Annotated in this window: 22 protein-coding genes; 14 read left to right on the forward strand and 8 right to left on the reverse strand. The window is 72.7% G+C overall.

From position 1 onward, the window contains the following. Positions 1 to 46: 46 nt before the first annotated feature. On the forward strand, positions 47 to 631 hold the full coding sequence (locus tag AC0ZLC_RS30465; protein ID WP_476755163.1) for a hypothetical protein: 585 nt from the start codon (positions 47 to 49) through the stop codon (positions 629 to 631). 5 nt (positions 632 to 636) lie between these two features. Here the strand turns inward: AC0ZLC_RS30465 and AC0ZLC_RS30470 are convergent, their stop codons facing one another. The 5 genes from AC0ZLC_RS30470 to AC0ZLC_RS30490 all read right to left on the reverse strand — a co-directional run bounded on the left by AC0ZLC_RS30470 (position 637) and on the right by AC0ZLC_RS30490 (position 4,532). Further along, positions 637 to 1,011, reverse strand: coding sequence for a roadblock/LC7 domain-containing protein (locus AC0ZLC_RS30470; RefSeq protein ID WP_476755164.1), 375 nt, complete (start codon positions 1,009 to 1,011; stop codon positions 637 to 639). A gap of 16 nt (positions 1,012 to 1,027) precedes the next feature. After that, on the reverse strand, positions 1,028 to 1,585 hold the full coding sequence (locus AC0ZLC_RS30475; RefSeq protein WP_476755165.1) for a roadblock/LC7 domain-containing protein: 558 nt from the start codon (positions 1,583 to 1,585) through the stop codon (positions 1,028 to 1,030). A gap of 38 nt (positions 1,586 to 1,623) precedes the next feature. Further along, entirely contained in the window at positions 1,624 to 2,361 is a 738-nt protein-coding gene (locus AC0ZLC_RS30480) for a transcriptional regulator (protein ID WP_476755211.1), read from the reverse strand. A gap of 113 nt (positions 2,362 to 2,474) precedes the next feature. Continuing rightward, complete coding sequence (locus AC0ZLC_RS30485; protein ID WP_476755166.1) at positions 2,475 to 2,873, reverse strand: hypothetical protein; 399 nt, start codon at positions 2,871 to 2,873, stop codon at positions 2,475 to 2,477. A 237-nt stretch (positions 2,874 to 3,110) separates the two neighbouring features. Next, a complete protein-coding gene (locus AC0ZLC_RS30490; RefSeq protein WP_476755167.1) occupies positions 3,111 to 4,532 on the reverse strand; it encodes a type III PLP-dependent enzyme domain-containing protein in 1,422 nt (473 codons plus the stop codon). Between the two features lie 143 nt (positions 4,533 to 4,675). Between AC0ZLC_RS30490 and hutU the strand changes: the two genes are divergently transcribed. The 4 genes from hutU (at position 4,676) to hutI (ending at position 10,156) form a co-directional block, all read left to right on the forward strand. Beyond that, positions 4,676 to 6,340, forward strand: a complete 1,665-nt coding sequence (gene hutU / locus AC0ZLC_RS30495; protein ID WP_476755168.1) for a urocanate hydratase — start codon at positions 4,676 to 4,678, stop codon at positions 6,338 to 6,340. Continuing rightward, complete coding sequence (locus AC0ZLC_RS30500) at positions 6,337 to 7,560, forward strand: allantoate amidohydrolase (RefSeq protein WP_476755169.1); 1,224 nt, start codon at positions 6,337 to 6,339, stop codon at positions 7,558 to 7,560. The genes hutU and AC0ZLC_RS30500 overlap by 4 nt, the downstream gene beginning before the upstream one ends. Beyond that, positions 7,557 to 8,891: a formimidoylglutamate deiminase gene (locus tag AC0ZLC_RS30505; protein ID WP_476755170.1), complete on the forward strand. Its 1,335-nt coding sequence runs from the start codon at positions 7,557 to 7,559 to the stop codon at positions 8,889 to 8,891. The genes AC0ZLC_RS30500 and AC0ZLC_RS30505 overlap by 4 nt, the downstream gene beginning before the upstream one ends. A gap of 89 nt (positions 8,892 to 8,980) precedes the next feature. Further along, positions 8,981 to 10,156, forward strand: coding sequence for an imidazolonepropionase (hutI, locus tag AC0ZLC_RS30510; protein ID WP_476755171.1), 1,176 nt, complete (start codon positions 8,981 to 8,983; stop codon positions 10,154 to 10,156). 169 nt (positions 10,157 to 10,325) lie between these two features. On the opposite strand, the gene AC0ZLC_RS30515 is transcribed toward hutI, so the two are convergent. Beyond that, a complete protein-coding gene (locus AC0ZLC_RS30515; protein WP_476755172.1) occupies positions 10,326 to 11,249 on the reverse strand; it encodes an RNA polymerase sigma factor SigF in 924 nt (307 codons plus the stop codon). Positions 11,250 to 11,487: 238 nt separating this feature from the next. On the opposite strand from AC0ZLC_RS30515, the gene AC0ZLC_RS30520 reads away from it, so the two are divergent. The 5 genes from AC0ZLC_RS30520 (at position 11,488) to AC0ZLC_RS30540 (ending at position 16,406) form a co-directional block, all read left to right on the forward strand. Then, positions 11,488 to 11,856, forward strand: coding sequence for an STAS domain-containing protein (locus AC0ZLC_RS30520; protein WP_358855793.1), 369 nt, complete (start codon positions 11,488 to 11,490; stop codon positions 11,854 to 11,856). Between the two features lie 236 nt (positions 11,857 to 12,092). Continuing rightward, on the forward strand, positions 12,093 to 12,605 hold the full coding sequence (locus AC0ZLC_RS30525; RefSeq protein WP_476755173.1) for an ATP-binding protein: 513 nt from the start codon (positions 12,093 to 12,095) through the stop codon (positions 12,603 to 12,605). 530 nt (positions 12,606 to 13,135) lie between these two features. Then, positions 13,136 to 13,837: an LPXTG cell wall anchor domain-containing protein gene (locus AC0ZLC_RS30530; protein WP_476755174.1), complete on the forward strand. Its 702-nt coding sequence runs from the start codon at positions 13,136 to 13,138 to the stop codon at positions 13,835 to 13,837. 134 nt (positions 13,838 to 13,971) lie between these two features. Then, positions 13,972 to 15,087, forward strand: coding sequence for a hypothetical protein (locus AC0ZLC_RS30535; protein ID WP_476755212.1), 1,116 nt, complete (start codon positions 13,972 to 13,974; stop codon positions 15,085 to 15,087). Between the two features lie 38 nt (positions 15,088 to 15,125). Then, entirely contained in the window at positions 15,126 to 16,406 is a 1,281-nt protein-coding gene (locus AC0ZLC_RS30540; protein ID WP_476755213.1) for a hypothetical protein, read from the forward strand. Between the two features lie 108 nt (positions 16,407 to 16,514). Here the strand turns inward: AC0ZLC_RS30540 and AC0ZLC_RS30545 are convergent, their stop codons facing one another. After that, on the reverse strand, positions 16,515 to 18,011 hold the full coding sequence (locus AC0ZLC_RS30545; RefSeq protein ID WP_476755175.1) for an oligopeptide:H+ symporter: 1,497 nt from the start codon (positions 18,009 to 18,011) through the stop codon (positions 16,515 to 16,517). 573 nt (positions 18,012 to 18,584) lie between these two features. Between AC0ZLC_RS30545 and AC0ZLC_RS30550 the strand changes: the two genes are divergently transcribed. Together AC0ZLC_RS30550 and AC0ZLC_RS30555 are read left to right on the forward strand one after the other, a co-directional pair. Then, on the forward strand, positions 18,585 to 19,262 hold the full coding sequence (locus AC0ZLC_RS30550) for a response regulator transcription factor (protein ID WP_358855789.1): 678 nt from the start codon (positions 18,585 to 18,587) through the stop codon (positions 19,260 to 19,262). A gap of 145 nt (positions 19,263 to 19,407) precedes the next feature. Then, complete coding sequence (locus AC0ZLC_RS30555; protein WP_476755176.1) at positions 19,408 to 20,682, forward strand: ATP-binding protein; 1,275 nt, start codon at positions 19,408 to 19,410, stop codon at positions 20,680 to 20,682. Between the two features lie 28 nt (positions 20,683 to 20,710). Here the strand turns inward: AC0ZLC_RS30555 and AC0ZLC_RS30560 are convergent, their stop codons facing one another. Further along, a complete protein-coding gene (locus AC0ZLC_RS30560) occupies positions 20,711 to 21,250 on the reverse strand; it encodes a GtrA family protein (protein ID WP_476755177.1) in 540 nt (179 codons plus the stop codon). Between the two features lie 187 nt (positions 21,251 to 21,437). Here AC0ZLC_RS30560 and AC0ZLC_RS30565 point away from each other — a divergent pair, with 187 nt between their 5' ends. Together AC0ZLC_RS30565 and purE are read left to right on the forward strand one after the other, a co-directional pair. Then, positions 21,438 to 22,577, forward strand: coding sequence for a 5-(carboxyamino)imidazole ribonucleotide synthase (locus AC0ZLC_RS30565; protein WP_476755178.1), 1,140 nt, complete (start codon positions 21,438 to 21,440; stop codon positions 22,575 to 22,577). Then, entirely contained in the window at positions 22,574 to 23,113 is a 540-nt protein-coding gene (gene purE / locus AC0ZLC_RS30570) for a 5-(carboxyamino)imidazole ribonucleotide mutase (RefSeq protein ID WP_476755179.1), read from the forward strand. Before AC0ZLC_RS30565 ends, purE begins: the two co-directional genes overlap by 4 nt. The last annotated feature ends 5 nt before the right edge of the window (positions 23,114 to 23,118 follow it).

A 23,118-nucleotide genomic window follows, 5' to 3' on the forward strand; every position in this document is an offset into this window, starting at 1 on the left:
TCGCTAATCTGCACCTCCGAAAAAAGGCCGAGACAGGAGGCGGGACGTGGCACGCGGAGGGCAGGGGCTGGCACGGGTGGCGGTCGTCGTGAGGGCCGGGGCCGCACCGCTGTGGTGGGCGGGAGCTGCGGCGGCGGGCGTCGGCCTGCTGCCGCCCGGAGTGACCGGCCGCCGTATCGGGGTCATGGCCGGGGCGGTGCTCTTCATCGTCGCGGCGGCCGTGGTGGCGTACGTGCGCAGGGGGCGGTACGCGGAACTGTCCCGTTCCGCCGCCCGCGCGGGCAAGCACGACGTGCTCCAGGACCGGGCCGTGTCCGTCCGCAACTGGCGCCGGGGGCACCGCTGGTGGCTGCTGCTCGCCTTCCTCGCCGCGCTCGGCAGCTCGTTCGCGGTGCCCGCGGCGGGCGGTCTGCTGCTGGCCGGGACCGGCGCCGGCCTGCGGCTGAAGGCCGCCTGGCTCGGCCGTCTCGAACGGGACGGTGACGCCCTGTTGTGGGTGCGTGTCGACTGGCTCGGCCCGCGGGCCGGCGCGCCCGCGGGCAAGGCCGTCAGGTCCTACCGCGGCACGGGCATCGCCGCGGGCGACGCGGCCCCGGGCGGGGCGCGCCGCCGCGTCGACGCTCTGGTGTAGGCGCCCTACACCTCCAGCTCGGTCTCGATCTTCTTCAACTGGTGGCGGGCCATCGCGAGGTTGGACCGTTTGGAGTCGAGGACGAGATACAGGAAGAGCCCGTTGCCGCCGCGTCCCTGCATCAGGCGGATCAGGTGGTACTGGTCGCTCAGGGTGATCAGGATGTCCTCGATCTCGCCCTTGAGGCCGAGGTGCTCCATGGTGCGGAGCTTGGCGCGGACGACATCGGTGTTCCCGGCCGCGGCGACGGTGAGGTCGAACCCCTTGCTGCCGCCGATCGTGCCCAGCGCCATGCCGGTGGTGTAGTCGACGAGGGCGGCGCCGGTGGCGCCTTCGATGGAGGCGAGCGCCTCTTTCAGTGCGGTGTCCGTGTTGGCCATGGTGCTGCGCTTCCCTTCAACTTTCGGTGGTGGTCGGGGTCTTGGTGGTCGGGGTCCTGACCGGCAGCGCCTGCTCGGCGGGCGCCCGGGCCGCAGGCGGGTCGGTGAGGGCCGAGGCACGCGGCGTCCGGGTGCGCGGGACGACGGGCCGGACGGCCGGCTTCGCGGGGGTCCGGGAGGGGGCGGCCGGCTCGCCGCGCGCCGTCGCGGCGTCCACGAGCTCGCCGATGCGTGTCCCGGCGCGCCGCCCTTCCAGGTGCAGCCGGCCGACGTTGACCCGGTCCTGGGCCAGCAGCGTCAGCACGGCCGAGGTGCCGGCGGCGTACGTCGCCACATAGCCGTACACACCGCGGACGAGCAGTTCGCGGAAGTCGCCCTGGCCGGTGGCGTCCGTCAGCCGCAGGGCGACGCCCAGTGACGCCGCGGTGAGCGCGGCCACGCCCTCCGGTTCCACTCCCGGGGTGTCGTGGGCGAGCACGAGGCCGTCGACGCTGGCCGCGAGCGCGCCGGTCACCTGGGGCACTCGTGCCCTCAGCCGATGGATCTCGTCGAGGACTTCGGCCTCCGCGGCCATCAGCAGTCTCCTTTCGGCACGCTGTCGGAGCGCGCGGATCACAGGGCCTCCAGGGCGTCTCTGAGCCGGCGCAGCAGGGCGACGTCCGGGTCGTCGGACGTCTGGTCGAGCACGGCGGCCACGGCGGCGGACGGTGCCCGCTCCGGGGCGCGTGCCGTCGCCACGGCTCCGTCGGCCGCCAGCCGGCGCAGGTCGACCAGGGTGTGGAACGCGGGACGGCCCAGGGCGAGCGAGATGTCCGCCGCGGTGCGTACGCCGTTCACCCGGCCGAGTACGGCACGGCGGCGCGGGGTGAGCGAGGACGTGGCGCCCCAGGAGCGGACGAGGGGTGCCGTGTCCGTCGCGGGGTCGGGCCAGATGCGGTGCAGTAGCTCGCGGCGGCGCAGCGTCTCGCGCTCCAGCGCGGCCACCGGGACCGGGCGCAGCGAGCCGAGCCAGTGCGCCGCCCCGTACCGGAAGCGAGCGGGGGCGCTGCTCGGGCCGAGCACGAAGTACGCGGCGTCGTACAGCGCCCCGAGGTGGCACAGCTCCAGCGCGCCCTCGGCTATCCGGCCGCTGTCGACCAGGAACCGTCCCACCCGGCGCCGGGCCCCGGCCTCGGAGACCGCCTGGTGCCAGACGTCGGTGTGCAGGGTGCCGGGGACGGTGAGCAGCACGTCGAGACCCGGGGTCGCCGGGCTCTCGGCGTGCACCACCTGCCCGTCGCAGAGGTAGAGCGTGCCGCACTCGCGCATGAGGACACCGGTCGCCCGCTCCTCGGCGAGCCGGCTGAGCATGGGCGACAGGGCGCCGGCCGGGCCGGGGTGCCGGTCCCGGCCGCGGGACTCCGGCCCGGCGTCCCGCACGGGGAGCGGCGGTGCGGTGGGTGCGGTGGGTGTTCCTGCCGTGGTCATCCCAGCACCAGCCGTCCGGCCATCTCGCCGAGTCTGATCCGGGCGAGCGCGAGGTTGCCCTCCTCGCGGCCCAGCCACAGGTGCAGGAAGACGCTGCTGTCGAACGTCGTCCGCACGAACCGCAGGACGTGGTAGCTGTCGCGGTTGCTGATGATCAGGTCCTCGACCGGCGGCTCCGCCTCGGACCAGTCGGAGCCGTCAGCCGGGGCGAACGCGTGGTGTTCCGCGGCGAGCCGGGCCAGCTCGGCCGCCTCCGCCGCGGTCGTCTCGTGGTCGCCACCCGGTGCGTCACCGACGGTGCCCAGCGCCAGACCGCTGGTCCAGTCGACCACCGCGGCGCCTCGCGCACCGGGCAGTCGCATGGCTTCCAACAGGCACTCGTCGATCCCTGGCACCCCGTGTCCCCTCCCCCTCGGGTCGGATGAGTGACGCCGAGGCTACGCAACGTGTGCGCTACGGGTGAGGGTTCCGGCATTTTCCAGTGGAACATGCGCGGAATGACTAAGGTGGGTCAACTGGCCTCGTTCGGCTGCGAGTTGACCATGGCCGAGCGGGCGCGGTGAGGGGGCTGAGCTGCGCTCCCGCACGGTCGCCGGTCCTGCGCTCCCGCACGGTCGCCGATCGCCGGTCGGCTAGAGCGCGGTCAGCGCCGAGGTGTGGGCCCCGCCCGACTCCGCGACGATCTCGGCGGGCGTCTGCGGCTCCCGTACGACCGCGAAGCGCACCCCGCCGTCCCCGTCCGGTGCGAAGCCGTAGATCCCCGGACGCGCCAGGGAGTTGTACGCGTAGTGGTGGGCGAAGCAGTAGGCGCCGGTGTCCAGCACCGCGGCGTGATCGCCCGGTTCGAGCCGTGGCAGCAGGCGTCCCTCGGCGAGCAGGTCGCCCGCGAAACAGGCGGGACCCGCGATGTCCTGCACCACGTCGGGCCCGGCCTTGGGCCGCCCCTCCGCGTCATGAGCGGCGATCCGCAGCGGCCAGGAGGCGGGCGCGTAGACCGTGCGCGCCGCGATCTGCACCCCGGCGTGGGTGACCGCGATGGACCTGCCCCCGGCGCTCTTCGTGTACTCGACCCGCGCGAGCACCGTGCCGTGCTTGGCGAGCAGTGACCGCCCGAACTCGGTGACCAGTCCGTAGCGCCCGGCGAACAGACCGGGGACGGCCTCGGCGAGCAGCCGCGCGTACTGCGCGTACGTCGGCGTCGTGACGTCCGAGCCGAAGTTCACCGGCAGTCCGCCGCCGATGTCGAGGGTGTCGATCTGCCGGCGTCCGGCCCGCCCGTTGATCTCCTCGGCGAGCGCGTACGTCTCGGCCACGCCCCGGGCCATCAGCGAGAGCGGGACGCCCTGCGATCCGGAGTGCGCGTGCAGCCGCGTCAGCCAGGGCCGGTCCAGGTACGCCCGGACGATCCAGGCGCGGGCTCCTTCGTCCCGCAGCGCGACGCCGAACTTGGAGGTCGCCGTCGCGGTCGACAGCGCCTCGATGGAACCCCCGCCGACCTGGGGGTTCACCCGGAGTCCTACGGGTGAGCGGGTGACGGCGGAGCGCACCAGGCCGTCGATGCGCGCCAGCTCCTGCGGGTTGTCGGCGTTGACGGCGATGCCGAGGGCCAGTGCCTCCCGCAGCTCGGCCGCTGTCTTGGCGGGGGAGTCCAGGACGGTGCGGGCCGGCGGCACCCCTGCGGCGCGGGCGAGCGCGAGCTCTCCCGGGCTCGCCACCTCGGCACCGATGCCCGCCTCGTGCAGCAGCCGCAGCACCGGCACGAGCGGGGTCGCCTTCACCGCGAAGGCGTGCAGCACCGGGGTGCCGGGAGGCGTCACCGCGTCGAAGGCGGCCCGCAGTGCTCGCGCGGAGGCCCGGATCCCGGTGACGTCGAGGAGTGCCGCGAGCGGGGCGGCGGGCCCGAGGAGTCCCTGCTCCACGGCGGCCTGCACGGCTGCGTGGCGCCGCGCGACCCGGTCCGCGTCCGGCCCGTCCGGCGCACCGGCCTGGGGGAGTGCGGCCCCGCCCGCCCTCTCGCCCGCCGGGTCTCCCGCGGTGTCCCTGTGCGCGCCCATGCTTCCCAGCCAAACACCGACGGCGCGCCCGCGCTGGCGTACGAGCGTATTGACTAGCTCTATTCATGAGTCCAGGATGTGAATAACGAGTGCAATAACCCGCATGCCGCAGCCGCGCGCAGCAGCCCACCAGGAGGCAGACCATGTCAGGACCACGCCCCGTACGAGCGCCGCGCGGCACGGAACTGAGCGCCCTGGGATGGCAGCAGGAAGCCGCGCTGCGGATGCTGCAGAACAACCTGGACCCCGAGGTCGCCGAGCACCCCGACAAGCTCGTCGTCTACGGAGGCACCGGCAAGGCCGCCCGCGACTGGCGCTCCTTCGACGCCATGGTGCGCACGCTGCGGACCCTGAAGCAGGACGAGACGATGCTCGTCCAGTCCGGCCGCCCCGTCGGCGTCATGCAGACCCACGAGTGGGCCCCGCGCGTCCTGATCGCCAACTCCAACCTGGTCGGCGACTGGGCGAACTGGGAGGAGTTCCGCCGCCTGGAACAGCTCGGGCTGACCATGTACGGGCAGATGACGGCCGGTTCGTGGATCTACATCGGCACCCAGGGCATCCTCCAGGGCACCTACGAGACCTTCGCCGCCGTCGCCGCGAAGAAGTTCGGCGGCACCCTGGCCGGCACGATCACCCTCACCGCCGGACTCGGCGGCATGGGCGGCGCCCAGCCGCTCGCCGTCACGATGAACGACGGCGTCGCGATCTGCATCGACTGCGACCCCCGCGCCATCGAGCGCCGCATCGAGCACCGCTACCTGGACGTGCGGGCCGACTCCCTGGAGCACGCCCTCCAGCTGGCCACCGAGGCCCGCGACGCCCGCCGCCCCCTGTCCATCGGCCTGCTCGGCAACGCGGCCGACCTGCTCCCCCGCATGCTCGCCGAGGGCGCGCCCGTCGACATCGTCACCGACCAGACCTCGGCCCACGACCCGCTGTCCTACCTCCCGGCCGGCGTCGACTTCGACGACATGGCGGCCTACGCGGCGAAGGACCCGGCCGGCTTCACCACCCGCGCCCGCGAGTCCATGGCCCGGCACGTCGAGGCCATGGTCGGCTTCATGGACGCCGGCGCCGAGGTCTTCGACTACGGCAACTCCATCCGCGGCGAGGCCCGGCTCGCCGGGTACGACCGCGCGTTCGCCTTCCCCGGTTTCGTCCCCGCCTACATCCGCCCCCTGTTCTGCGAGGGCAAGGGCCCCTTCCGCTGGGCCGCCCTGTCCGGCGAGGCGTCCGACATCGCCAAGACCGACAAGGCGATGCTCGACCTCTTCCCGGAGAACGAGTCGCTGCACCGCTGGATCAAGCTGGCCGGCGAGCGCGTCCACTTCCAGGGACTGCCCGCCCGCATCTGCTGGCTCGGCTACGGCGAACGCGACCGGGCCGGCGAGCGCTTCAACGACATGGTGGCCTCCGGCGAACTGGCCGCCCCGCTCGCCATCGGCCGCGACCACCTCGACTGCGGTTCCGTCGCCTCCCCGTACCGCGAGACCGAGGCCATGCTCGACGGCTCCGACGCGATCGCCGACTGGCCGCTGCTGAACGCCATGGTGAACGTGGCGTCGGGCGCCTCCTGGGTCTCCATCCACCACGGCGGCGGCGTCGGCATGGGCCGCTCCATCCACGCCGGACAGGTCTCCGTCGCCGACGGCACCAAGCTCGCCGGCGAGAAGATCCGCCGCGTCCTCACCAACGACCCCGGCATGGGCGTCGTCCGGCACGTGGACGCCGGGTACGACATCGCGGAGACCGTGGCCGACGAGCGCGGTGTGCGGGTCCCGATGCGTGAGGGTGACCTGGCGTGACCTTCCACAGCATGTGGGCGGAGCTGCTGCCGATCGGCCGCAGCTCCGCCTCCGGCGGCTACCGTCGCTTCGCCTGGACCGGGGCCGACGCCGACTGCCGCGCCTGGTTCCGCGCCCAGGCCGAGGCGCGCGGACTCACCTACGAGCTGGACCGCAACGGCAACCAGTGGGCGTGGCTCGGCGACCCCACCGCGGGCGACGCCGTCGTCACCGGCTCGCACCTGGACTCGGTGCCCGACGGAGGCGCCTTCGACGGGCCCCTCGGAGTCGTCTCCTCCTTCGCGGCCCTGGACGAACTCCGCAGCCGGGGAACGGAACTCGCCAAGCCGCTCGCCGTCGTCAACTTCGGTGACGAGGAGGGCGCCCGCTTCGGACTCGCCTGCGTCGGATCCCGGCTCACCGCCGGCGAGCTCACCGTCGAGCAGGCGCACCGGCTCACCGACGCGGACGGCGTCACCCTGCCGCGGGCCATGGAGCGGGCCGGGTACGACCCGGACGCCATCGGCCCGGACCCGGAGCGCCTCGCGCGCATCGGTGCCTTCGTCGAACTGCACGTCGAGCAGGGACGCGCCCTCGACCTGAGCGGCGACCGGGTGGGCATCGCCAGCGCCATCTGGCCGCACGGCCGCTGGCGCTTCGACTTCCGGGGCGAGGCCAACCACGCGGGCACCACCCGCCTGGCCGACCGCCGGGACCCGATGCTGCCATACGCGCAGACCGTGCTCGCGGCCCGCCGCGAGGCCGAACTCGCGGGCGCCGTCGCCACGTTCGGCAAGATCGCCGTCGAACCGAACGGCGTGAACGCCATCCCGTCCCTCGTCCGCGGCTGGCTCGACTCCCGCGCCGCCGACCAGTCGGCCCTCGACACCGTCGTCACCGGCATCGAGAAGGCCGCCCGGGAGTACGCGGAGGCGCACGGCATCGCACTCGACGTCGTCCGCGAGTCCTTCACGCCCGTCGTCGAGTTCGAGCACGCCCTGCGGGACGAGCTCGCCCGCATCCTGGGCAAGGACCGGGACACGGGCATCCGGGTCCCCGTGCTGGGGACCGGCGCGGGACACGACGCCGGAATCCTCTCCGGGAGGATCCCGACCGCCATGCTGTTCGTGCGCAACCCCACCGGTGTCTCGCACTCCCCGGCCGAGCACGCCGCCGAGGACGACTGCGAGGCCGGGGTGACCGCACTCGCCGACGTACTCGAAGGGCTGGCCCGCAGGTGACGCAGACGTACTGGCTGGAGCACGCCTGGCTCGACACCCACGTCGAGCCGGGCGTCGCCGTCGAGGTCGCCGGCGGACGGATCACCGCCGTCCGCACGGACACCGCCGCCCCGCCGCCCGGCGCCGAGATCCTCCGCGGCCTCACCCTGCCCGGCCTCGCGAACGCCCACTCGCACGCCTTCCACCGGGCCCTGCGCGGCACCGTCCAGGTCGGCTCCGGCACCTTCTGGACCTGGCGCGAGGTCATGTACTCCGTCGCCGACCGGCTGACCCCGGACACCTACCACGCCCTCGCCCGCGCCGTGTACGCCGAGATGGCGCTCGCCGGGATCACGGCCGTCGGAGAGTTCCACTACGTCCACCACGCCCCCGGCGGCACCCCCTACGCCGACCCCAACGCCATGGGCGAGGCGCTCGTCGCCGCCGCGGGCGACGCCGGCATCCGCATCACCCTCCTCGACACCGCGTACCTCTCGGCCGGCTTCGGGCAGCCCCCGAACCGCCACCAGCTGCGCTTCTCCGACGGCACGGCCGAGGCCTGGGCGGAACGCTGTGCAGTTCTCAAGGACCGGGATCACGCACGGATCGGAGCGGCGATCCACTCCGTACGGGCGGTGCCCGCCGGGCAGTTGGCGACCGTGGCGCGCTGGGCGGGGGAGCGGCGGGCCCCGCTGCACGTGCACCTGTCCGAGCAGACGGCGGAGAACGACGCCTGCAAGGAAGCCCACGGCTGCACGCCCACCCGGCTGCTCGCCGACCACGGAGTCCTCGGCCCCCGCACGACCGGCGTCCACAGCACGCACCTCACGGACGAGGACATCGCCCTGCTCGGCGGCTCGGGAACCGGCACCTGCATGTGCCCGACGACCGAGCGGGACCTCGCCGACGGCATCGGCCCCGCCGTCGCCCTCCAGCAGGCCGGCTCGCCCCTGTCGCTGGGCTCCGACAGCCACGCCGTGATCGACCTGCTCGAAGAGGCCCGCGCCCTGGAGCTGAACGAACGGCTGCGCACCCGCACCCGCGGCCACTGGACGGCCGCCGCGCTGCTGCGGGCCGCCTCTGCGGACGGTCACGCGGCCCTCGGCTGGGACGAGGCGGGCACCCTGGAGGCCGGCGCGCTCGCCGACTTCACGACGATCGCGCTCGACTCGGTCAGAACGGCGGGACCGCTGCCGCGGCTCGGCGCCGAGACCGCCGTATTCGCGGGGACGGCGGCCGACGTACGCCACACGGTCGTGGCCGGCCGGCAGGTCGTGCGGGACGGGGCGCACACCCTCGTACCCGACGTGCCCGCGGCGCTCGCCTCGGCCGTCGACGCCCTGCGCGCCTGACCCCCGCCACTTCCGCCGGCCGCCCGGCCACCGCAGCCGACACCGCGGCCACCGCCGCCGACACGGCCGACAAGGCCCACGAGGACACCATGAGCAGCACGACCGTCATCACCGACATCGCCCGTCTGGTCACCAACGATCCCTCCCTCGGCGACGGATCCCCACTCGGTCTGGTCCAGGACGCGGCCGTCGTCATCGAAGGCGACCGCATTGCGTGGATCGGTGAGTCAAGAGAAGCACCCGCCACTGACAATCGGGTCGAGGCCGGGGGCCGGGCGGTGATCCCGGGCTTCGTGGACTCCCACTCGCACCTCGTCTTCGCGGGCGACCGCACCGAGGAGTTCAACGCCCGCATGTCCGGCAGGCCGTACAGCGCGGGCGGCATCCGCACGACGGTCGCGGCGACCCGGGCCGCGAGCGACGAGGACCTGGAGCGCAACCTCACCCGGCATCTGCACGAGGCGCTCCGCCAGGGCACCACCACCTTCGAGACCAAGTCCGGCTACGGCCTCACCGTCGAGGACGAGTCCCGCGCCCTGCGCCTGGCCGCCCGCCACACCGACGAGGTCACCTACCTCGGCGCGCACATCGTCCCGCCGGACCACGCCGACGACCCCGCCGGGTACGTGGCCCTCGTCACCGGGGAGATGCTCGACGCCTGCGCGCCGCACGCCCGCTGGATCGACGTGTTCTGCGAGAAGGGCGCCTTCGACGGCGACCAGGCCCGCGCGATCCTCACCGCGGGCCGGGCGAAGGGCCTGCACCCCCGCATCCACGCCAACCAGCTGACGTACGGCCCCGGAGTCCAGCTGGCCGTGGAGCTCGACGCGGCGTCCGCGGACCACTGCACGCACCTCACGGACGACGACGTCGACGCCCTGGCCAACAGTGCGACCGTGGCCACCCTGCTGCCCGGCGCCGAGTTCTCCACCCGCGCGCAGTGGCCGGACGCCCGCCGCCTGCTGGACGCGGGAGCGACGGTCGCCCTGTCCACGGACTGCAACCCGGGCTCGTCCTTCACGTCCTCGGTCCCGTTCTGCATCGCCCTCGCCGTACGGGACATGGGGATGACCCCGGACGAGGCCCTCTGGTCGGCCACGGCGGGCGGCGCCAGGGCCCTGCGACGGGACGACGTCGGACGCCTCACCCCGGGCGCGTACGCCGACCTGGCGATGCTCGACGCGCCGAGCCATGTCCACCTCGCCTACCGGCCGGGGGTCCCGCTGGTGTCGCAGGTGTGGCGGCGCGGAGTCCGCACGGTCTGACCCGGCATCCGCCCCGCGGCGTGATTCTCGTCACGACAGACGGCGGACGGCGGACGGCGGACGGCGGACGGCGGACTTCGGACGGCGGACGACGCACGGGGGAGACGACACACGGCCGCGCCCGGCTCCCGTCGGGAGGGAGCCGGGCGCGGCCGACGACGTCGGGCACTCACTCCTCGACCGTCAGGCCCTTCCGCAGCCGGACCAGGGTCCGCGACAGCAGCCGGGAGACGTGCATCTGGGAGATACCCAGTTCCTCGCCGATCTCCGACTGGGTCAGTCCGGCGACGAAGCGCAGGGACAGGATCTTGCGGTCCCGGGAGGACAGTTCGGCGATCAGCGGCTTCAGGGACTCCACGTACTCGATGCCCTCGAGCCCGTGGTCCTCGTAGCCGAGGCGGTCCGCGAGCGCACCCTCGGAGTCGTCCTCCTCGGGCTGCGCGTCCAGCGAACTGGCGGTGTAGGCGTTCGAGGCGGCCATGCCCTCGACGACCTCGTCCTTGGTGATGCCGAGGCGCTCGGCCAGCTCGCCCACCGTCGGGGCACGGTCGAGCTGCTGGGCGAGTTCGTCGCCCGCCTTGGCCAGGTCGAGGCGGAGTTCCTGGAGCCGGCGCGGAACGCGCACGGACCAGCTGGTGTCACGGAAGAACCGCTTGATCTCCCCGACGATGGTTGGCATCGCGAAAGTCGGGAACTCAACGCCACGACTCAGTTCGAAGCGGTCGATCGCCTTGATCAGGCCGATGGTGCCGACCTGGATGATGTCCTCCATCGGCTCACTGCGGGAGCGGAACCGGGAGGCGGCGAACTTGACCAGGGCGAGATTGAGTTCGACCAGGGTGTTGCGCACGTACGAGTACTCGTACGTGCCTTCCTCGAGGGACTCCAGCCGCTCGAAGAGGGTCTTGGACAGGGCCCGTGCGTCAACCGGCCCCACCTCCGCGTACGGAGGGATCTCCGGAAGGCCGGCGAGCCCGTCGGCCTCCGGCGGGGAGGCGGCGTAAGACGCGCCCTCGGGACTGTCCGGAAGGAGTGTCGACGTCGCCCTCTGGGTATGCGAGGCGTCGAGCCGGGGTGACATGATGTCCTCCATCGTTCTCGGCATATGGCCGCCGATGCCTGTACGTGCACTGCGGTGTGCGGCGCCTCCAAAGCCGGCCGTGTCGATTGGGTGTCCCTCATAGCCCTACCCGGTTTCGGGACACCACCGCAAGTGCCCTTCCTTGCGAAATGTCCATTTTGGCGGGGTTGTTCGGGTGCCAAGGTGCGCAGGGAGGGCGTAGGGTTCGTGAGCATCGGTCAACAGCAACGACGGTCGGGAGAGAGACGGCATGGACCGCGGGACGGTCGGCAGCGCACAGTCGGGCCGACTTCTTGTCGAAGTGCGAGAAGAGGGCACGAGCGCTGTCGTGACCCCGGCTGGTGAGTTGGATCACCACACCGCCGATCTGCTGCGCGAGCCACTCGAGGAGTGCCTCGCCAAGGGCTTCGCCCGGCTGGTGGTGGACTGCTCGCGCCTGGAGTTCTGCGACTCCACCGGGCTCAACGTGCTGCTCGGCGCTCGGCTGAAGGCCGAGGAGGCAGGCGGCGGGGTCCATCTGGCGGGCATGCTGCCAGTGGTGGCAAGGGTGTTCGAGATCACCGGGGCGGAGGCCGTCTTCACCGTCCACGAGACGCTGGACGCGGCACTGGCCGAGTAGGCAGGCCGTGCCTTCGCCCACCACATACCTTCAGGGAGCCCCGTGTGACCGACGCGTTGTCCGGGTCACACGTTCCTTGTCGAAATAAGTGGGTGTTCCAACGGTTCGCTCGGGCAGGAGACATCCTGAACGAGTCGGCACCGCACAGCTCGGCAGCTCAACCGGCGCCTGCGCCACAGATCCAAATGTACTGAGTCTTCAATCATGAACTGGTGAATCGGTGAGGTGAAGCGCTGATGAGCACCACCCGGCCTTACCCGCCGGGCGACCGCGGCCCGGAGTCGGGCACAGGCGGCGCTTCCGGGGCGTCCGAATCGGGCGCGGCCGTGCCCTCCGCCGGCGGTGGGGCCCGCACGCTGGATTTCGAGGGCGAGAGCGGCGTCGTGCCGCTGGCCCGCGATTTCGCGCGTCAGGCGCTCTACGCCTGGGGCTGGCTGCCGGCCGACGCCGCCGAGCAGCGGGCCGCCGCCGAGGACGTCCTGCTGGTCGTCTCCGAGCTGGTGACCAACGCCTGCCTGCACGCCGAGGGGCCGGACCAGCTCCTGATCGCCTGCGACAACAAGGTGCTGCGCATCGAGGTCTCCGACCGCGGCGCCGGCCAGCCCGCCCCGCGTACACCGCACCGCGCGGGGCGTCCCGGCGGGCACGGCATGTTCATCGTTCAGCGGCTGTGTCTGGACTGGGGGGTCGTCCGGCACCCCGGCGTCGAGGGCAAGACCGTCTGGGCGGAGCTGGGCGCACCCGCGTAGGCCTCCGCCCGTCGGCGATGCCGCCCGCGCCGGCGGGTTCGTCAACGGACCCGCTGGGACCGCCCGCGTGAGCAGGCTCATCGGCCGGCCCATGGGGTCACCCGCGTGAGCGGGCCCGTCGACCGACCCGTGGCACCGCCCGCGTGAGCGGGCCCATCGGCCGCCCCTCCCCGTAAGCGGTCCCATCGACCAGCCCGCGGGACCCCCGCGGGTACGACCCCGGCCAACCCGCGGGACCCCTGCGGGTACAGACCCGGCCAGGCGCGGCCCCCCGGCGGGTACAGACCCCGGCCGGTCGAGGGTACGGACCCCGCCCCGCCCGCGAGCGCGCCCGTCGGGCGGCCCGTGCGCGTCCGCCGGTCCCACCTCGGGTTACCCGCGGTTCGCGGTTCCCCTCCCGTACCGTTCCCCGCGCCTCGGATCTCCTCGGATCCGGGGCGCACTGTGTCTTCCCTCCGCAAGGTCCCGGGCGTACTTTGAGCGCCCAATCTGATGTGCCGTCAGTAAATCCGGCGACGAGGGGACTCGAGGTGTCCTACCGGACGTACCAGAAACGGACCGCCGCGCTCGCGTTCACCGCGGCCCTGGCCGGCTCGGCGGTGCTGATGGCCGCCCCCGCCGCCCAGGCCGACGTGGTGGACGTCAACTACCAGTGCAAGACGCCGATCGGCGACAAGAGCGCCGTCTCGCCCATCGACATCAAGAGCGTCAGGAGCGGCAGCGGCTACAAGCTGACGATGTCCTTCCGGAAGGGCGTCTCCTCCAGCCCCGTGGAGCTGGGCAAGGGCGCCATGAACCCCAGCGCCGTCATCAAGCTGGGCGGCGCCGACAGCGGCACGGTGGCGGTGAAGGGTCCCGCCAACCCGGCCGCCATCCCCGCCAACACCCCCATCCGGATCACCGACCTGTCGGGCACGTACACCCCGAAGAAGACCGGCAAGGTCACCTTCACCGCGGGCGTGCTCACCATCGAGGCACTCGGTACGACGACGACGTGCACCCCGGGGAACAACCCCAGGCCCTCGCTGACCCTCGACGTCACGGCGGCGGGCGGCGGCGGGTCACCCACCGGCCAGAAGCGGACCGGCTCCGGCTCCGGGGCCGAACTCCCGCAGACCGGCCCCGAGGACTCCGCCGTCGCCCTCGGCACGCTCGGCGGCACCGTCCTGCTCGCGGGCGCGGCCGGCACGCTGTGGCTGACCCGCAGGCACCAGACGGCGGCGCGCCGCTGAGGCCGGCGCCGGTGTCCTCGGCGCCGCCTTCGCCCTGCGACGGCACCGGCGGCGCGGGCGGGAGGGCGAGGCGTCCGCAGCGGGGAGCACACAGGCCGAGTCGACGGGAGCGGTGAGGTGAGGTGAAGGTGCGGATGTGGGCGCTGCTGGCCGCCCTCGTGCTCGTCCTGATGCCCCTGTCCGGCCCGGTCGCGGTCGCGGTGCCCCTGTCCGGCCCGGTCGCGGTCGCGGCGGACCGGCCGGTGGTCCGGCTGTCCAAGTCCCAGGCGGGGACGGGCGGTTCCATCACCGTCACCGGCAGCGGCTGGGGCGCGAAGCGGCTGCTGACGATCCTGATCTGCGGCCGCTCGGTGCCGTCCCGCGGCGTCGTCGGCGGCACCGACTCCTGTGCCAACGGGGACGGACGGGCCGTCACCACGGATGCCCGGGGCCGCTTCACCCGCAAGCTGCCCGTCGCCGAACCGCCCAGGCCCTGCCCGTGCGTGGTGCACGTCGCGACGGTCGCGGGCAGGAAGGCCGCGGCGGACGCCCTGTTCATGGTCGCGGGGCACTCGGTGGAGCCGCTGCCGAGGGAGGAGACCGGCGGGCGCCTCTCCGTGCTGACGGACACCCGGCTCGACGGTTCCGGCACCCTGCTGACCTGGTTCGGCTCGCCGCCCGCGCGCAGGTTCGTGTTCACGGTCGGCAACACCGGCACGTCCGCGGTGAAGAACCCCGTCTTCCAGGTCGGCACCGCCCACGGCGTGTTCGCGCCGCGGTGGGAGGAGCAGCAGTGGCGCGGCACGATCGCGCCGGGCCGAAAGGCCCGCGTCTCCCTGCCGGTGGAGCTCGCGGCCGGGGCGCACGGCGACTACACGGTCTCCCTGAAGTACGGCGGGAAGGTACTGGCCGAGCAGCCGTGGGGCGTCGGCCGTCCCTGGGGCGTGACCCTGTTCTGGATCCTGGTGTGCGTCGTCGTGCCGGGCGCCGTGTTCCGGGCCGGCATGGCCGTGGTGGACCGGGTGCGGCCGCGCGGGCCCTTCGGACGGGCCGGCCGGCACAGCGGGCTGCGGCTGCCCCGGCCGGCCCCGCGCGCCCCGAGGTCGGCCCATGCCCGGCCGCGGTCCCCGAAGGCGCCGCCGAAGCGCACGAGCACCCCGGTCCTGCCGTGGTTCACACCGGACAGCGATCCGGGGACCTCCGCGGCCGGCCGGCTCTCCGCACCGCACAAGAACGGTCCGACGACTCCGACGAGGAGAGGGAACACGTGAGCCAGAGACGGAGAGCCGGCGTGGCCGGGGCCGCGCTGATGCTGGGCGGCGCGGGCATGCTGCTGGGCGTGGCCGCGGCCCCGGCCCAGGCCGCCGAGGTGGCGTACGCGACCGAGTGCATCCCGCCCGCGATCTCGGGACTGCCCCCGGTCCAGGGCACCACGAGGGCGGAGATCACGGCACCGGCCGAGGCGAAGGTCGGCGACGAGGTGACGATCACCTGGAAGTTCGTCCAGGCCGCGTCGAAGAACCCGGACGTCCTCGACCTGGACAAGGACACGGTCAAGCCGACCGGCACGCTCAGGGCGGCGGGGGCGCAGACGGCGGCCGTCGCGATGGAGGGGCCGCGCAGCAACCCGCCGATCCCGAAGAACAGTGACATGAAGCTGCCGGACATGACCGGCAGGCTGAAGCTGACGGCCGCGGGCGAGGTGACGCTGACACCGGACGCGTACGCCATCAACGTCAGCAAGCCGCTGTCCACCGACACGAAGTGCTCGCCGAAGGAGACGGTGAAGTCCGCGGCCACCATCAAGGTGACGCCGGGCGGCGCGAGTTCGGGCGGTACGACGGACGGCGGGCCCACGGCGACACCGCCCACGACGCCGTCGGCCACTGCGAGCGACCCCGGCGGCACCGGCGGCAGCGGCACGGGCGGTTCCTCGGGAGGCGGCGGGCAGAGCGACTTCCCCGGCAAGGAGGTGTCCGTCTCCTACGCCTGCAAGACGCCCATCGGTGACAAGGCCGCCACGTCGCCCGTGCAGATCGACGCGAAGAGGAACGGCGGGAGCTTCGACCTCACCGTCCGGTTCGGGAAGTCCGTGATGGACAGCCCGGCCGACATCCCCGCGGACTCGGTGACGCCGTCGATGGAGGTCGTCCTGGGCGGCGCGGACAAGGGCACCGTCCACGTCGAGGGTCCGGCCAACTCCGCGCCGATCAAGTCGGGCGCCCCGATCGAGATCCCCGACCTCACCGGTACGTACAAGCCGGGCGCGAGCGGGAAGTCGACCCTCTCGCCGGGCGTGCTGACCGTGCGGGCCCTCGGCACGACGACGACGTGCACGCCGACCACGACGGCCGTCTCGCTGACCCTCGACACCACGGAGCAGGCGAGCGGCGCCTCGGGCGGCGGCTCCTCCGGGTCCGGGGGCACGGCGTCCGGCGGTTCGGCGGCGGGCGGCACGGCGTCCGGCGGCCTCGCGGAGACGGGCGCCGGGAGCCACAGCGCCCTGCGGGCCCTCGGACTGGTCGCGGGGACGGTGACCCTGCTCGGCGGGGCGGTCCTCACTTTCATGCCCCACCGGCGGACGCGCTGACCCGCCCCGGCACCTGCGAGGAAGGACCCGCACACGGCGGAGGGCCGCCGCACCTCAACGGTGCGGCGGCCCTCCGCCGTTCACGTCACAGCACGGAGCGGGAGCCCGTCAGCGGACGTCGCCCATCAGCTGCTTGACCTTCTTGCGGTACATCCACACCGCGAATCCGGCGACCACGGCGAGCGTGGCCTCCAGGGTGACGATGCCCGTCTTGTTCAGGTCGACCCCGGCGATGGAGAGCAGGCTGGTCGTGGCGTCTCCCGCGGTGACGGCCAGGAACCAGACACCCATCATCTGCGAGGCGTACTTCGCGGGCGCCATCTTCGTCGTCAGGGAGAGGCCGACGGGGGAGACCGTCAGCTCACCGACGGTCTGCACGAAGTAGATCGCGACCAGCCACATCGCGGCCGCCTTGTGACCGCCCTCGGCGATCGTCAGCGGAGCCAGGAAGAGGAAGAAGGACGCGCCGACCAGGATCAGGCCCGCGGCGAACTTCACCGCGGTGCCCGGCTCCTTGCCGCGCCGGTTCAGCGCCAGCCACAGCCAGGCGAACACCGGCGCGAGAGCCATGATCATGACGGGGTTGACCGACTGGTACCAGGAGACCGGGAAGTCCCAGCCGAAGACGCTGTTCTCCGCCGAGTTGTCCGCGAACAGCGACAGGGTCGAACCGCCCTGGTCGTAGATCATCCAGAAGACGGCCGCGGCGACGAAGAACCAGATGTACGCGGACATCTTCGACTGCTCGGCGCGGTCGAGTTCCTTGTCGCGCTTGATGCGGGCGATGACCATGACCGGAATCAGCAGACCGGCGAGCGTGATCGGGACCAGCAGCCAGTTCAGCGTGTAGTGGCCGGTGAAGCCGACGACGGCGTAGAAGACCACGGCGACGCCCGCCCACAGCGCGGCCTTGCGCAGCGTGGCCGCCTTCTCCTCGGCGGACAGCCGCGTCGGGACGACGTCGGAACGCTTGCTCAGGTGACGGCCGCCGAGCAGGAACTGCACCAGCCCCAGCGCCATGCCGAGCGCGGCGAGCGCGAAGCCCAGGTGCCAGTTGACGTTCTCACCGACGGTGCCGATGATCAGCGGCGCGGCGAAGGCACCGAGGTTGATGCCGACGTAGAAGAGGGTGAAGCCACCGTCGCGGCGCGGGTCGTCCGGGCCGTCGTAGAGGTGGCCGACCATCGTGGAGATGTTGGCCTTCAGCAGACCGGAGCCGATCGCGACCAGCCCGAGCCCGGCGTAGAAGGTGCCGGAGGTCGGCAGGGCCAGGGTGAGGTGGCCGAGCATGATGATCCCGCCGGCCAGGGCGACGGTCTTGCGGGGGCCGAGCACGCGGTCGGCGAACCAGCCGCCCGGCAGGGCGAGCAGGTACACGAGGGACAGGTAGACCGAGTAGATCGCGGTCGCGGTCGCCGCGCTGAGGTGCAGGCCGCCCGGAGCGACGAGGTACAGCGGGAGCAGTGCCCTCATGCCGTAGTAGGAGAAACGCTCCCACATCTCGGTCATGAAGAGGGTGGCCAGTCCGCGGGGGTGGCCGAAGAAGGACTTCTCGGAACCGGGGGTGCCCGGAGTGACCGAGTCCTTCGTCAGGCTGGACGCCATGGTCGTTCCTTGCTGGTCGGGGCGTGCCGCACGGGGGGTCCCCCGGCCCGGCGGAGCCGGGGACCAGGGGGCGGGTGCGCGCCCGGTGGGGGGCGGCCGGCACCGGCGGGACTCGACCGTCCGCCCCTACGCCCAGGGGAGTCCGCTCCGGGTCACGAAGCGGTGGACGACGACCACCGGGATCCACGCCCCTACGCGCGTCGGTGCGCTCGGGGCCCGGCCACAGGTCATTCCTTTCAAGGCTGGCGAACACCAGCCCGCACACAAAAGAGACCTTCAGCATCCATCTCGCGCCAAAGGTCCCCGTGTGGTGCTACAGGCGTCTGGTCACCATACGACAGGTGAATGCGGTATATGGAAGGACTTGAGACATGGATCACAGGTGAGAATGCAACCGTCGGCGTTTATTCGAAGGTCTACGCAACGATCGCATCCCACAGCCGCAGGTGACGTACGTCACGGCGCTCCGTGGGCCCGCCTCGGGGCGCCTGCCACGACACGGCCGGACGGCGGCGGCAAGCACGGCTGCCGATCACGCCCCGGCTCTCCTCCGGGGCGGACTACCATCAGGCCATGACCCGTGTACTGCTCGCCGAGGACGACGCGTCCATCTCGGAGCCGCTGGCCCGCGCCCTGCGCCGGGAGGGGTACGAGGTGGAAGTGCGCGAGGACGGCCCCACCGCGCTCGACGCCGGCATCCAGGGCGGCATCGACCTGGTCGTGCTGGACCTCGGACTGCCCGGCATGGACGGCCTGGAGGTGGCCAGGCGGCTGCGTGCCGAAGGCCACGCCATCCCGATCCTCATCCTGACCGCGCGTGCCGACGAGGTGGACACCGTCGTCGGCCTGGACGCGGGCGCCGACGACTACGTCACCAAGCCGTTCCGGCTGGCCGAACTGCTCGCCCGGGTCCGGGCCCTGCTGCGGCGCGGCTCCGCGGAGCCGCAGCAGCCGCCCGCCACCCACGGCGTGCGGATCGACGTCGAGTCGCACCGCGCCTGGATGGGCGACGAGGAACTGCAGCTCACCGCCAAGGAGTTCGACCTGCTGCGGGTCCTCGTCCGGGACGCGGGCCGGGTCGTCACCCGTGACCAGCTGATGCGCGAGGTCTGGGACACCACCTGGTGGTCCTCCACCAAGACCCTCGACATGCACATCTCCTGGCTGCGCAAGAAGCTCGGGGACGACGCGGCGAACCCCCGCTACATCGCGACGGTCCGGGGCGTGGGCTTCCGCTTCGAGAAGAGCTGACCCCCCCCTCGTCCGTGCGAGGGGACCCGGTCCGCCCTGACGAGGGGACCCAGCCCCTCCGGGCAGCGGACCCAGCCCGTCCGGGCAGCGGACCCAGCCCGTCCGGGCAGCGGACCCAGCCCCCGTTCCTTCCAGGTGACAGGTCATGCGCCGACGACTCATCCAGTCCACGCTCGCCGTCGTGCTCGTGGTGATCGCCGTCTTCGGCGTGTCCCTCGTCCTCGTCGAGACCCGGACGATCAGCAACAGCGCCCAGGAACGCGTCGACTCCGAGGCCCTGCGGCTCGCCAGCATCGTGGACAGCCGGATCCTCGGGGACGAGCGGATCAGCGGCGTCATTCTCAGGGACCAGGTCGCCGAGGGCCGCTACGCCGTGATCCGCGTCCCCGGGCGGCCGCCCATCGAGATCGGCACCGCGCCCACCGGCGACGTCATCCGCTCCAGGGCGACCGGCGAGCAGGGCGAGACGGTCACGGTCGAGGAACCGCGCTCCTCGGTGACCCGCGAGGTCGGCCGGACGCTCCTGATCATCGCGGCGGTCGCGCTGCTCGCCGTGATCGCCGCCGTCCTGCTCGCCGTACGGCAGGCGAACCGGCTCGCCTCCCCGCTCACCGACCTCGCGGAGACCGCGGAACGGCTCGGTTCCGGCGACCCCCGCCCCCGCCACAAGCGCTACGGCGTTCCGGAGCTGGACCGCGTCGCCGACGTGCTGGACTCCTCCGCCGAGCGGATCGCCCGCATGCTCACCGCCGAGCGCAGGCTGGCCGCCGACGCCTCCCACCAGCTCCGCACCCCCCTGACTGCGCTGTCCATGCGGCTGGAGGAGATCACCCTCACGGACGACCCGGACACCGTGAAGGAAGAGGCGACGATCGCGCTGACCCAGGTCGAGCGGCTCACGGACGTCGTGGAACGGCTGCTCACCAACTCCCGCGACCCGCGCACCGGCTCCGCGGTCTCCTTCGACCTCGACGAGGTCATCCTCCAGCAGCTCGCCGAGTGGCGGCCCGCCTACCGCAGCGCGGGCCGCGCCATCGTCAGCTCCGGGAAACGGCACCTGCGGGCGGTGGGCACCCCGGGCGCGGTCGCCCAGGTCCTCGCCGCCCTCATCGAGAACTCCCTCATGCACGGCGGCGGCACCGTCGCCCTGCGCACCCGCGTCACCGGCAACCAGGCCGTCGTCGAGATCACGGACGAGGGGCCGGGTGTCCCCGCGGACCTCGGCGCCCGCATCTTCGAGCGCACGATCAGCGGCCGCAACTCCACGGGCATCGGCCTGGCGGTCGCCCGCGACCTGGCGGAGGCCGACGGCGGCCGGCTGGAGATGCTCCAGGCCAACCCCCCGGTCTTCGGCCTCTTCCTGTCGCGTACGCCGCTGAGGCGTCCCGCGGAGGGGGAGGAGGAGCCCACGGTCCGGTGACGGACGGCGGCCCGCGGCACGGGCCGGATCAGGGCACGCGCTGGGTGGGCCGCCCGGCCTGTTCCGGCCGGGGTCCGAGGAACGGCTCCGCGTCCGCCACGGTCCCGCTGTCCGGCAGCGAGCGGAACACCATGGTGCGGTACGACCAGAAGCGGAACATCGTCGCGATGCCGATGCCGAGGACCTTGAAGACGTTGCGCTGCACCGGGCTGTCCCAGCCGAAGCCGTAGATCGCCGCGTAGAGCACGCCGTTCTCGATGACCAGGCCCACCATGCTGAAGGCCAGGAAGAGCGACAGCTCCTTGGTCCTGGCGCTCTTGTCGCGGTCGCGGTACGTGAAGTAACGGAACCCCACGTAGTTGCAGCCGATGGCGACGACCGTGGCGATCACGTTCGCCCGCACGGCCTGCAGGTCCGTGGTGTGCCACAGCAGGTTGGACACGGCGAAGTTGACCACGGTGCCCAGGGCGCCCACGGCCCCGAACTTCGCGACCTCGCGGAGTAGCCGGTCGAACCGCTCGCGCACCGCACTGCGGGGCGCGCGCACGTCCGTGGAACCACTGCCCATCGTGTCGCCATCCCCCGTCGGTCGGATGCGTAGGTCGGTTGCGTCAACCAAGCCATGCTAACCAGCGGCCCGCCGCGACGCCCGCGTACGGGCGGACACGCGTGTGAAGACGGGCGCCGGGGCCCACCCGGAGCGGGGCCGGGGGGACGGAATCCGGCCGCCGCCGCGTGGCCGATACTCTTGGGGGGTGACGTTCCCGGTAGTCGGCATGGTCGGCGGGGGGCAGCTCGCTCGTATGACACACGAGGCGGGCATCCCGCTCGGCATCAGGTTCAAGCTCCTCAGTGACACCCCGCAGGATTCAGCGGCGCAGGTGGTCGGTGATGTCGTCGTAGGCGACTACCGCGACCTCGACACGCTGCGTGACTTCGCGCGGGGCTGCGACGTGATCACCTTCGATCACGAACATGTACCCACCGAGCATCTGCGGGCCCTGGAGGCGGACGGCATCCCCGTCCGGCCGGGCCCCGACGCGCTCGTGCACGCCCAGGACAAGGGCGTGATGCGCGCGAAGCTCGACGAGATCGGTGTGCCGTGCCCCCGGCACCGGATCGTGCGCGACATCGACGACGTCGCCGCGTTCGCGGCCGAGGGCGACGGATTCCCCGTGATCCTCAAGACCGTCCGCGGCGGCTACGACGGCAAGGGGGTCTGGTTCGTCCGCTCCGCGGAGGAGGCCGCCGCCCCCTTCCAGGCCGGTGTGCCGGTCCTCGCCGAGGAGAAGGTCGACTTCGTCCGCGAGCTCGCCGCCAACGTGGTCCGCTCACCGCACGGGCAGGCGGTCGCCTACCCCGTCGTCGAGTCCCAGCAGGTGGACGGCGTCTGCGACACGGTGATCGCGCCCGCGCCCGGCATCCCGGAGTCGCTGGCGCTCGAGGCCGAGGAACTGGCCCTGCGCATCGCCCAGCAGCTCGGCGTCGTCGGACACCTCGCCGTGGAGCTCTTCGAGACCCGCGACGGCCGCATCCTCGTCAACGAACTGGCGATGCGCCCGCACAACTCGGGCCACTGGACCCAGGACGGCGCGATCACCTCCCAGTTCGCCAACCACGTCCGCGCGGTCCTCGACCTGCCCCTCGGCGACCCGCGCCCCCGCGCCCCCTGGACCGTCATGGTGAACGTCCTCGGCGGCGACTACCCCGACATGTACTCCGCGTATCTGCACTGCATGGCCCGCGACCCCAAGCTCAAGATCCACATGTACGGCAAGGACGTGAAGCCCGGACGCAAGGTCGGCCACGTCAACACCTACGGCGACGACCTGGACGACGTCCTCGATCGCGCCCGGCACGCAGCCGGATATCTGAGAGGCACGATCACCGAATGAGCACGTCCGCGCAGTCGCCCGTCGTCGGCATCGTCATGGGGTCCGACTCCGACTGGCCCGTCATGGAGGCCGCCGCCCAGGCCCTCGACGAGTTCGAGATCCCCTACGAGGTGGACGTCGTCTCCGCGCACCGGATGCCGCGCGAGATGATCGCGTACGGGGAGCACGCCGCCGAGCGCGGCCTCAAGGCGATCATCGCGGGCGCGGGCGGCGCCGCCCACCTGCCCGGCATGCTCGCCTCGGTCACCCCGCTGCCCGTCATCGGCGTGCCCGTGCCGCTCAAGTACCTCGACGGCATGGACTCACTGCTGTCCATCGTGCAGATGCCGGCCGGCGTGCCCGTAGCCACCGTCTCCGTGGGCGGCGCGCGCAACGCCGGCCTGCTGGCCGCCCGCATGCTCGCCGCGCACGACGAGGAACTCCTCGTCCGGATGCGGGAGTTCCAGCAGGAGCTCAACGACCAGGCCACCGAGAAGGGCAAGCGGCTGCGCACCAAGGTCGAGGGCGCGGGCAGCGGCTTCGGCTTCGGGAAGTGACGCCG

The organism is Streptomyces sp. GLSS-08, assembly GCF_056387915.1.

What these genes read in the sequence shown, in the direction of transcription:
- AC0ZLC_RS30480 (WP_476755211.1), bottom strand. Translation starts at nt 2,361, where the DNA reads ATGCTCAGCCGGCTCGCCGAGGAGCGGGCGACCGGTGTCCTCATGCGC.
- hutI (WP_476755171.1), top strand. Translation starts at nt 8,981, where the DNA reads ATGAGCAGCACGACCGTCATCACCGACATCGCCCGTCTGGTCACCAAC.
- AC0ZLC_RS30555 (WP_476755176.1), top strand. Translation starts at nt 19,408, where the DNA reads ATGCGCCGACGACTCATCCAGTCCACGCTCGCCGTCGTGCTCGTGGTG.
- AC0ZLC_RS30560 (WP_476755177.1), bottom strand. Translation starts at nt 21,250, where the DNA reads ATGGGCAGTGGTTCCACGGACGTGCGCGCGCCCCGCAGTGCGGTGCGC.
- AC0ZLC_RS30535 (WP_476755212.1), top strand. Translation starts at nt 13,972, where the DNA reads ATGTGGGCGCTGCTGGCCGCCCTCGTGCTCGTCCTGATGCCCCTGTCC.
- AC0ZLC_RS30470 (WP_476755164.1), bottom strand. Translation starts at nt 1,011, where the DNA reads ATGGCCAACACGGACACCGCACTGAAAGAGGCGCTCGCCTCCATCGAA.
- AC0ZLC_RS30515 (WP_476755172.1), bottom strand. Translation starts at nt 11,249, where the DNA reads ATGGAGGACATCATGTCACCCCGGCTCGACGCCTCGCATACCCAGAGG.
- AC0ZLC_RS30520 (WP_358855793.1), top strand. Translation starts at nt 11,488, where the DNA reads ATGGACCGCGGGACGGTCGGCAGCGCACAGTCGGGCCGACTTCTTGTC.
- AC0ZLC_RS30545 (WP_476755175.1), bottom strand. Translation starts at nt 18,011, where the DNA reads ATGGCGTCCAGCCTGACGAAGGACTCGGTCACTCCGGGCACCCCCGGT.
- AC0ZLC_RS30540 (WP_476755213.1), top strand. Translation starts at nt 15,126, where the DNA reads ATGCTGGGCGGCGCGGGCATGCTGCTGGGCGTGGCCGCGGCCCCGGCC.
- AC0ZLC_RS30525 (WP_476755173.1), top strand. Translation starts at nt 12,093, where the DNA reads ATGAGCACCACCCGGCCTTACCCGCCGGGCGACCGCGGCCCGGAGTCG.
- AC0ZLC_RS30475 (WP_476755165.1), bottom strand. Translation starts at nt 1,585, where the DNA reads ATGGCCGCGGAGGCCGAAGTCCTCGACGAGATCCATCGGCTGAGGGCA.
- hutU (WP_476755168.1), top strand. Translation starts at nt 4,676, where the DNA reads ATGTCAGGACCACGCCCCGTACGAGCGCCGCGCGGCACGGAACTGAGC.
- purE (WP_476755179.1), top strand. Translation starts at nt 22,574, where the DNA reads ATGAGCACGTCCGCGCAGTCGCCCGTCGTCGGCATCGTCATGGGGTCC.
- AC0ZLC_RS30550 (WP_358855789.1), top strand. Translation starts at nt 18,585, where the DNA reads ATGACCCGTGTACTGCTCGCCGAGGACGACGCGTCCATCTCGGAGCCG.
- AC0ZLC_RS30490 (WP_476755167.1), bottom strand. Translation starts at nt 4,532, where the DNA reads ATGGGCGCGCACAGGGACACCGCGGGAGACCCGGCGGGCGAGAGGGCG.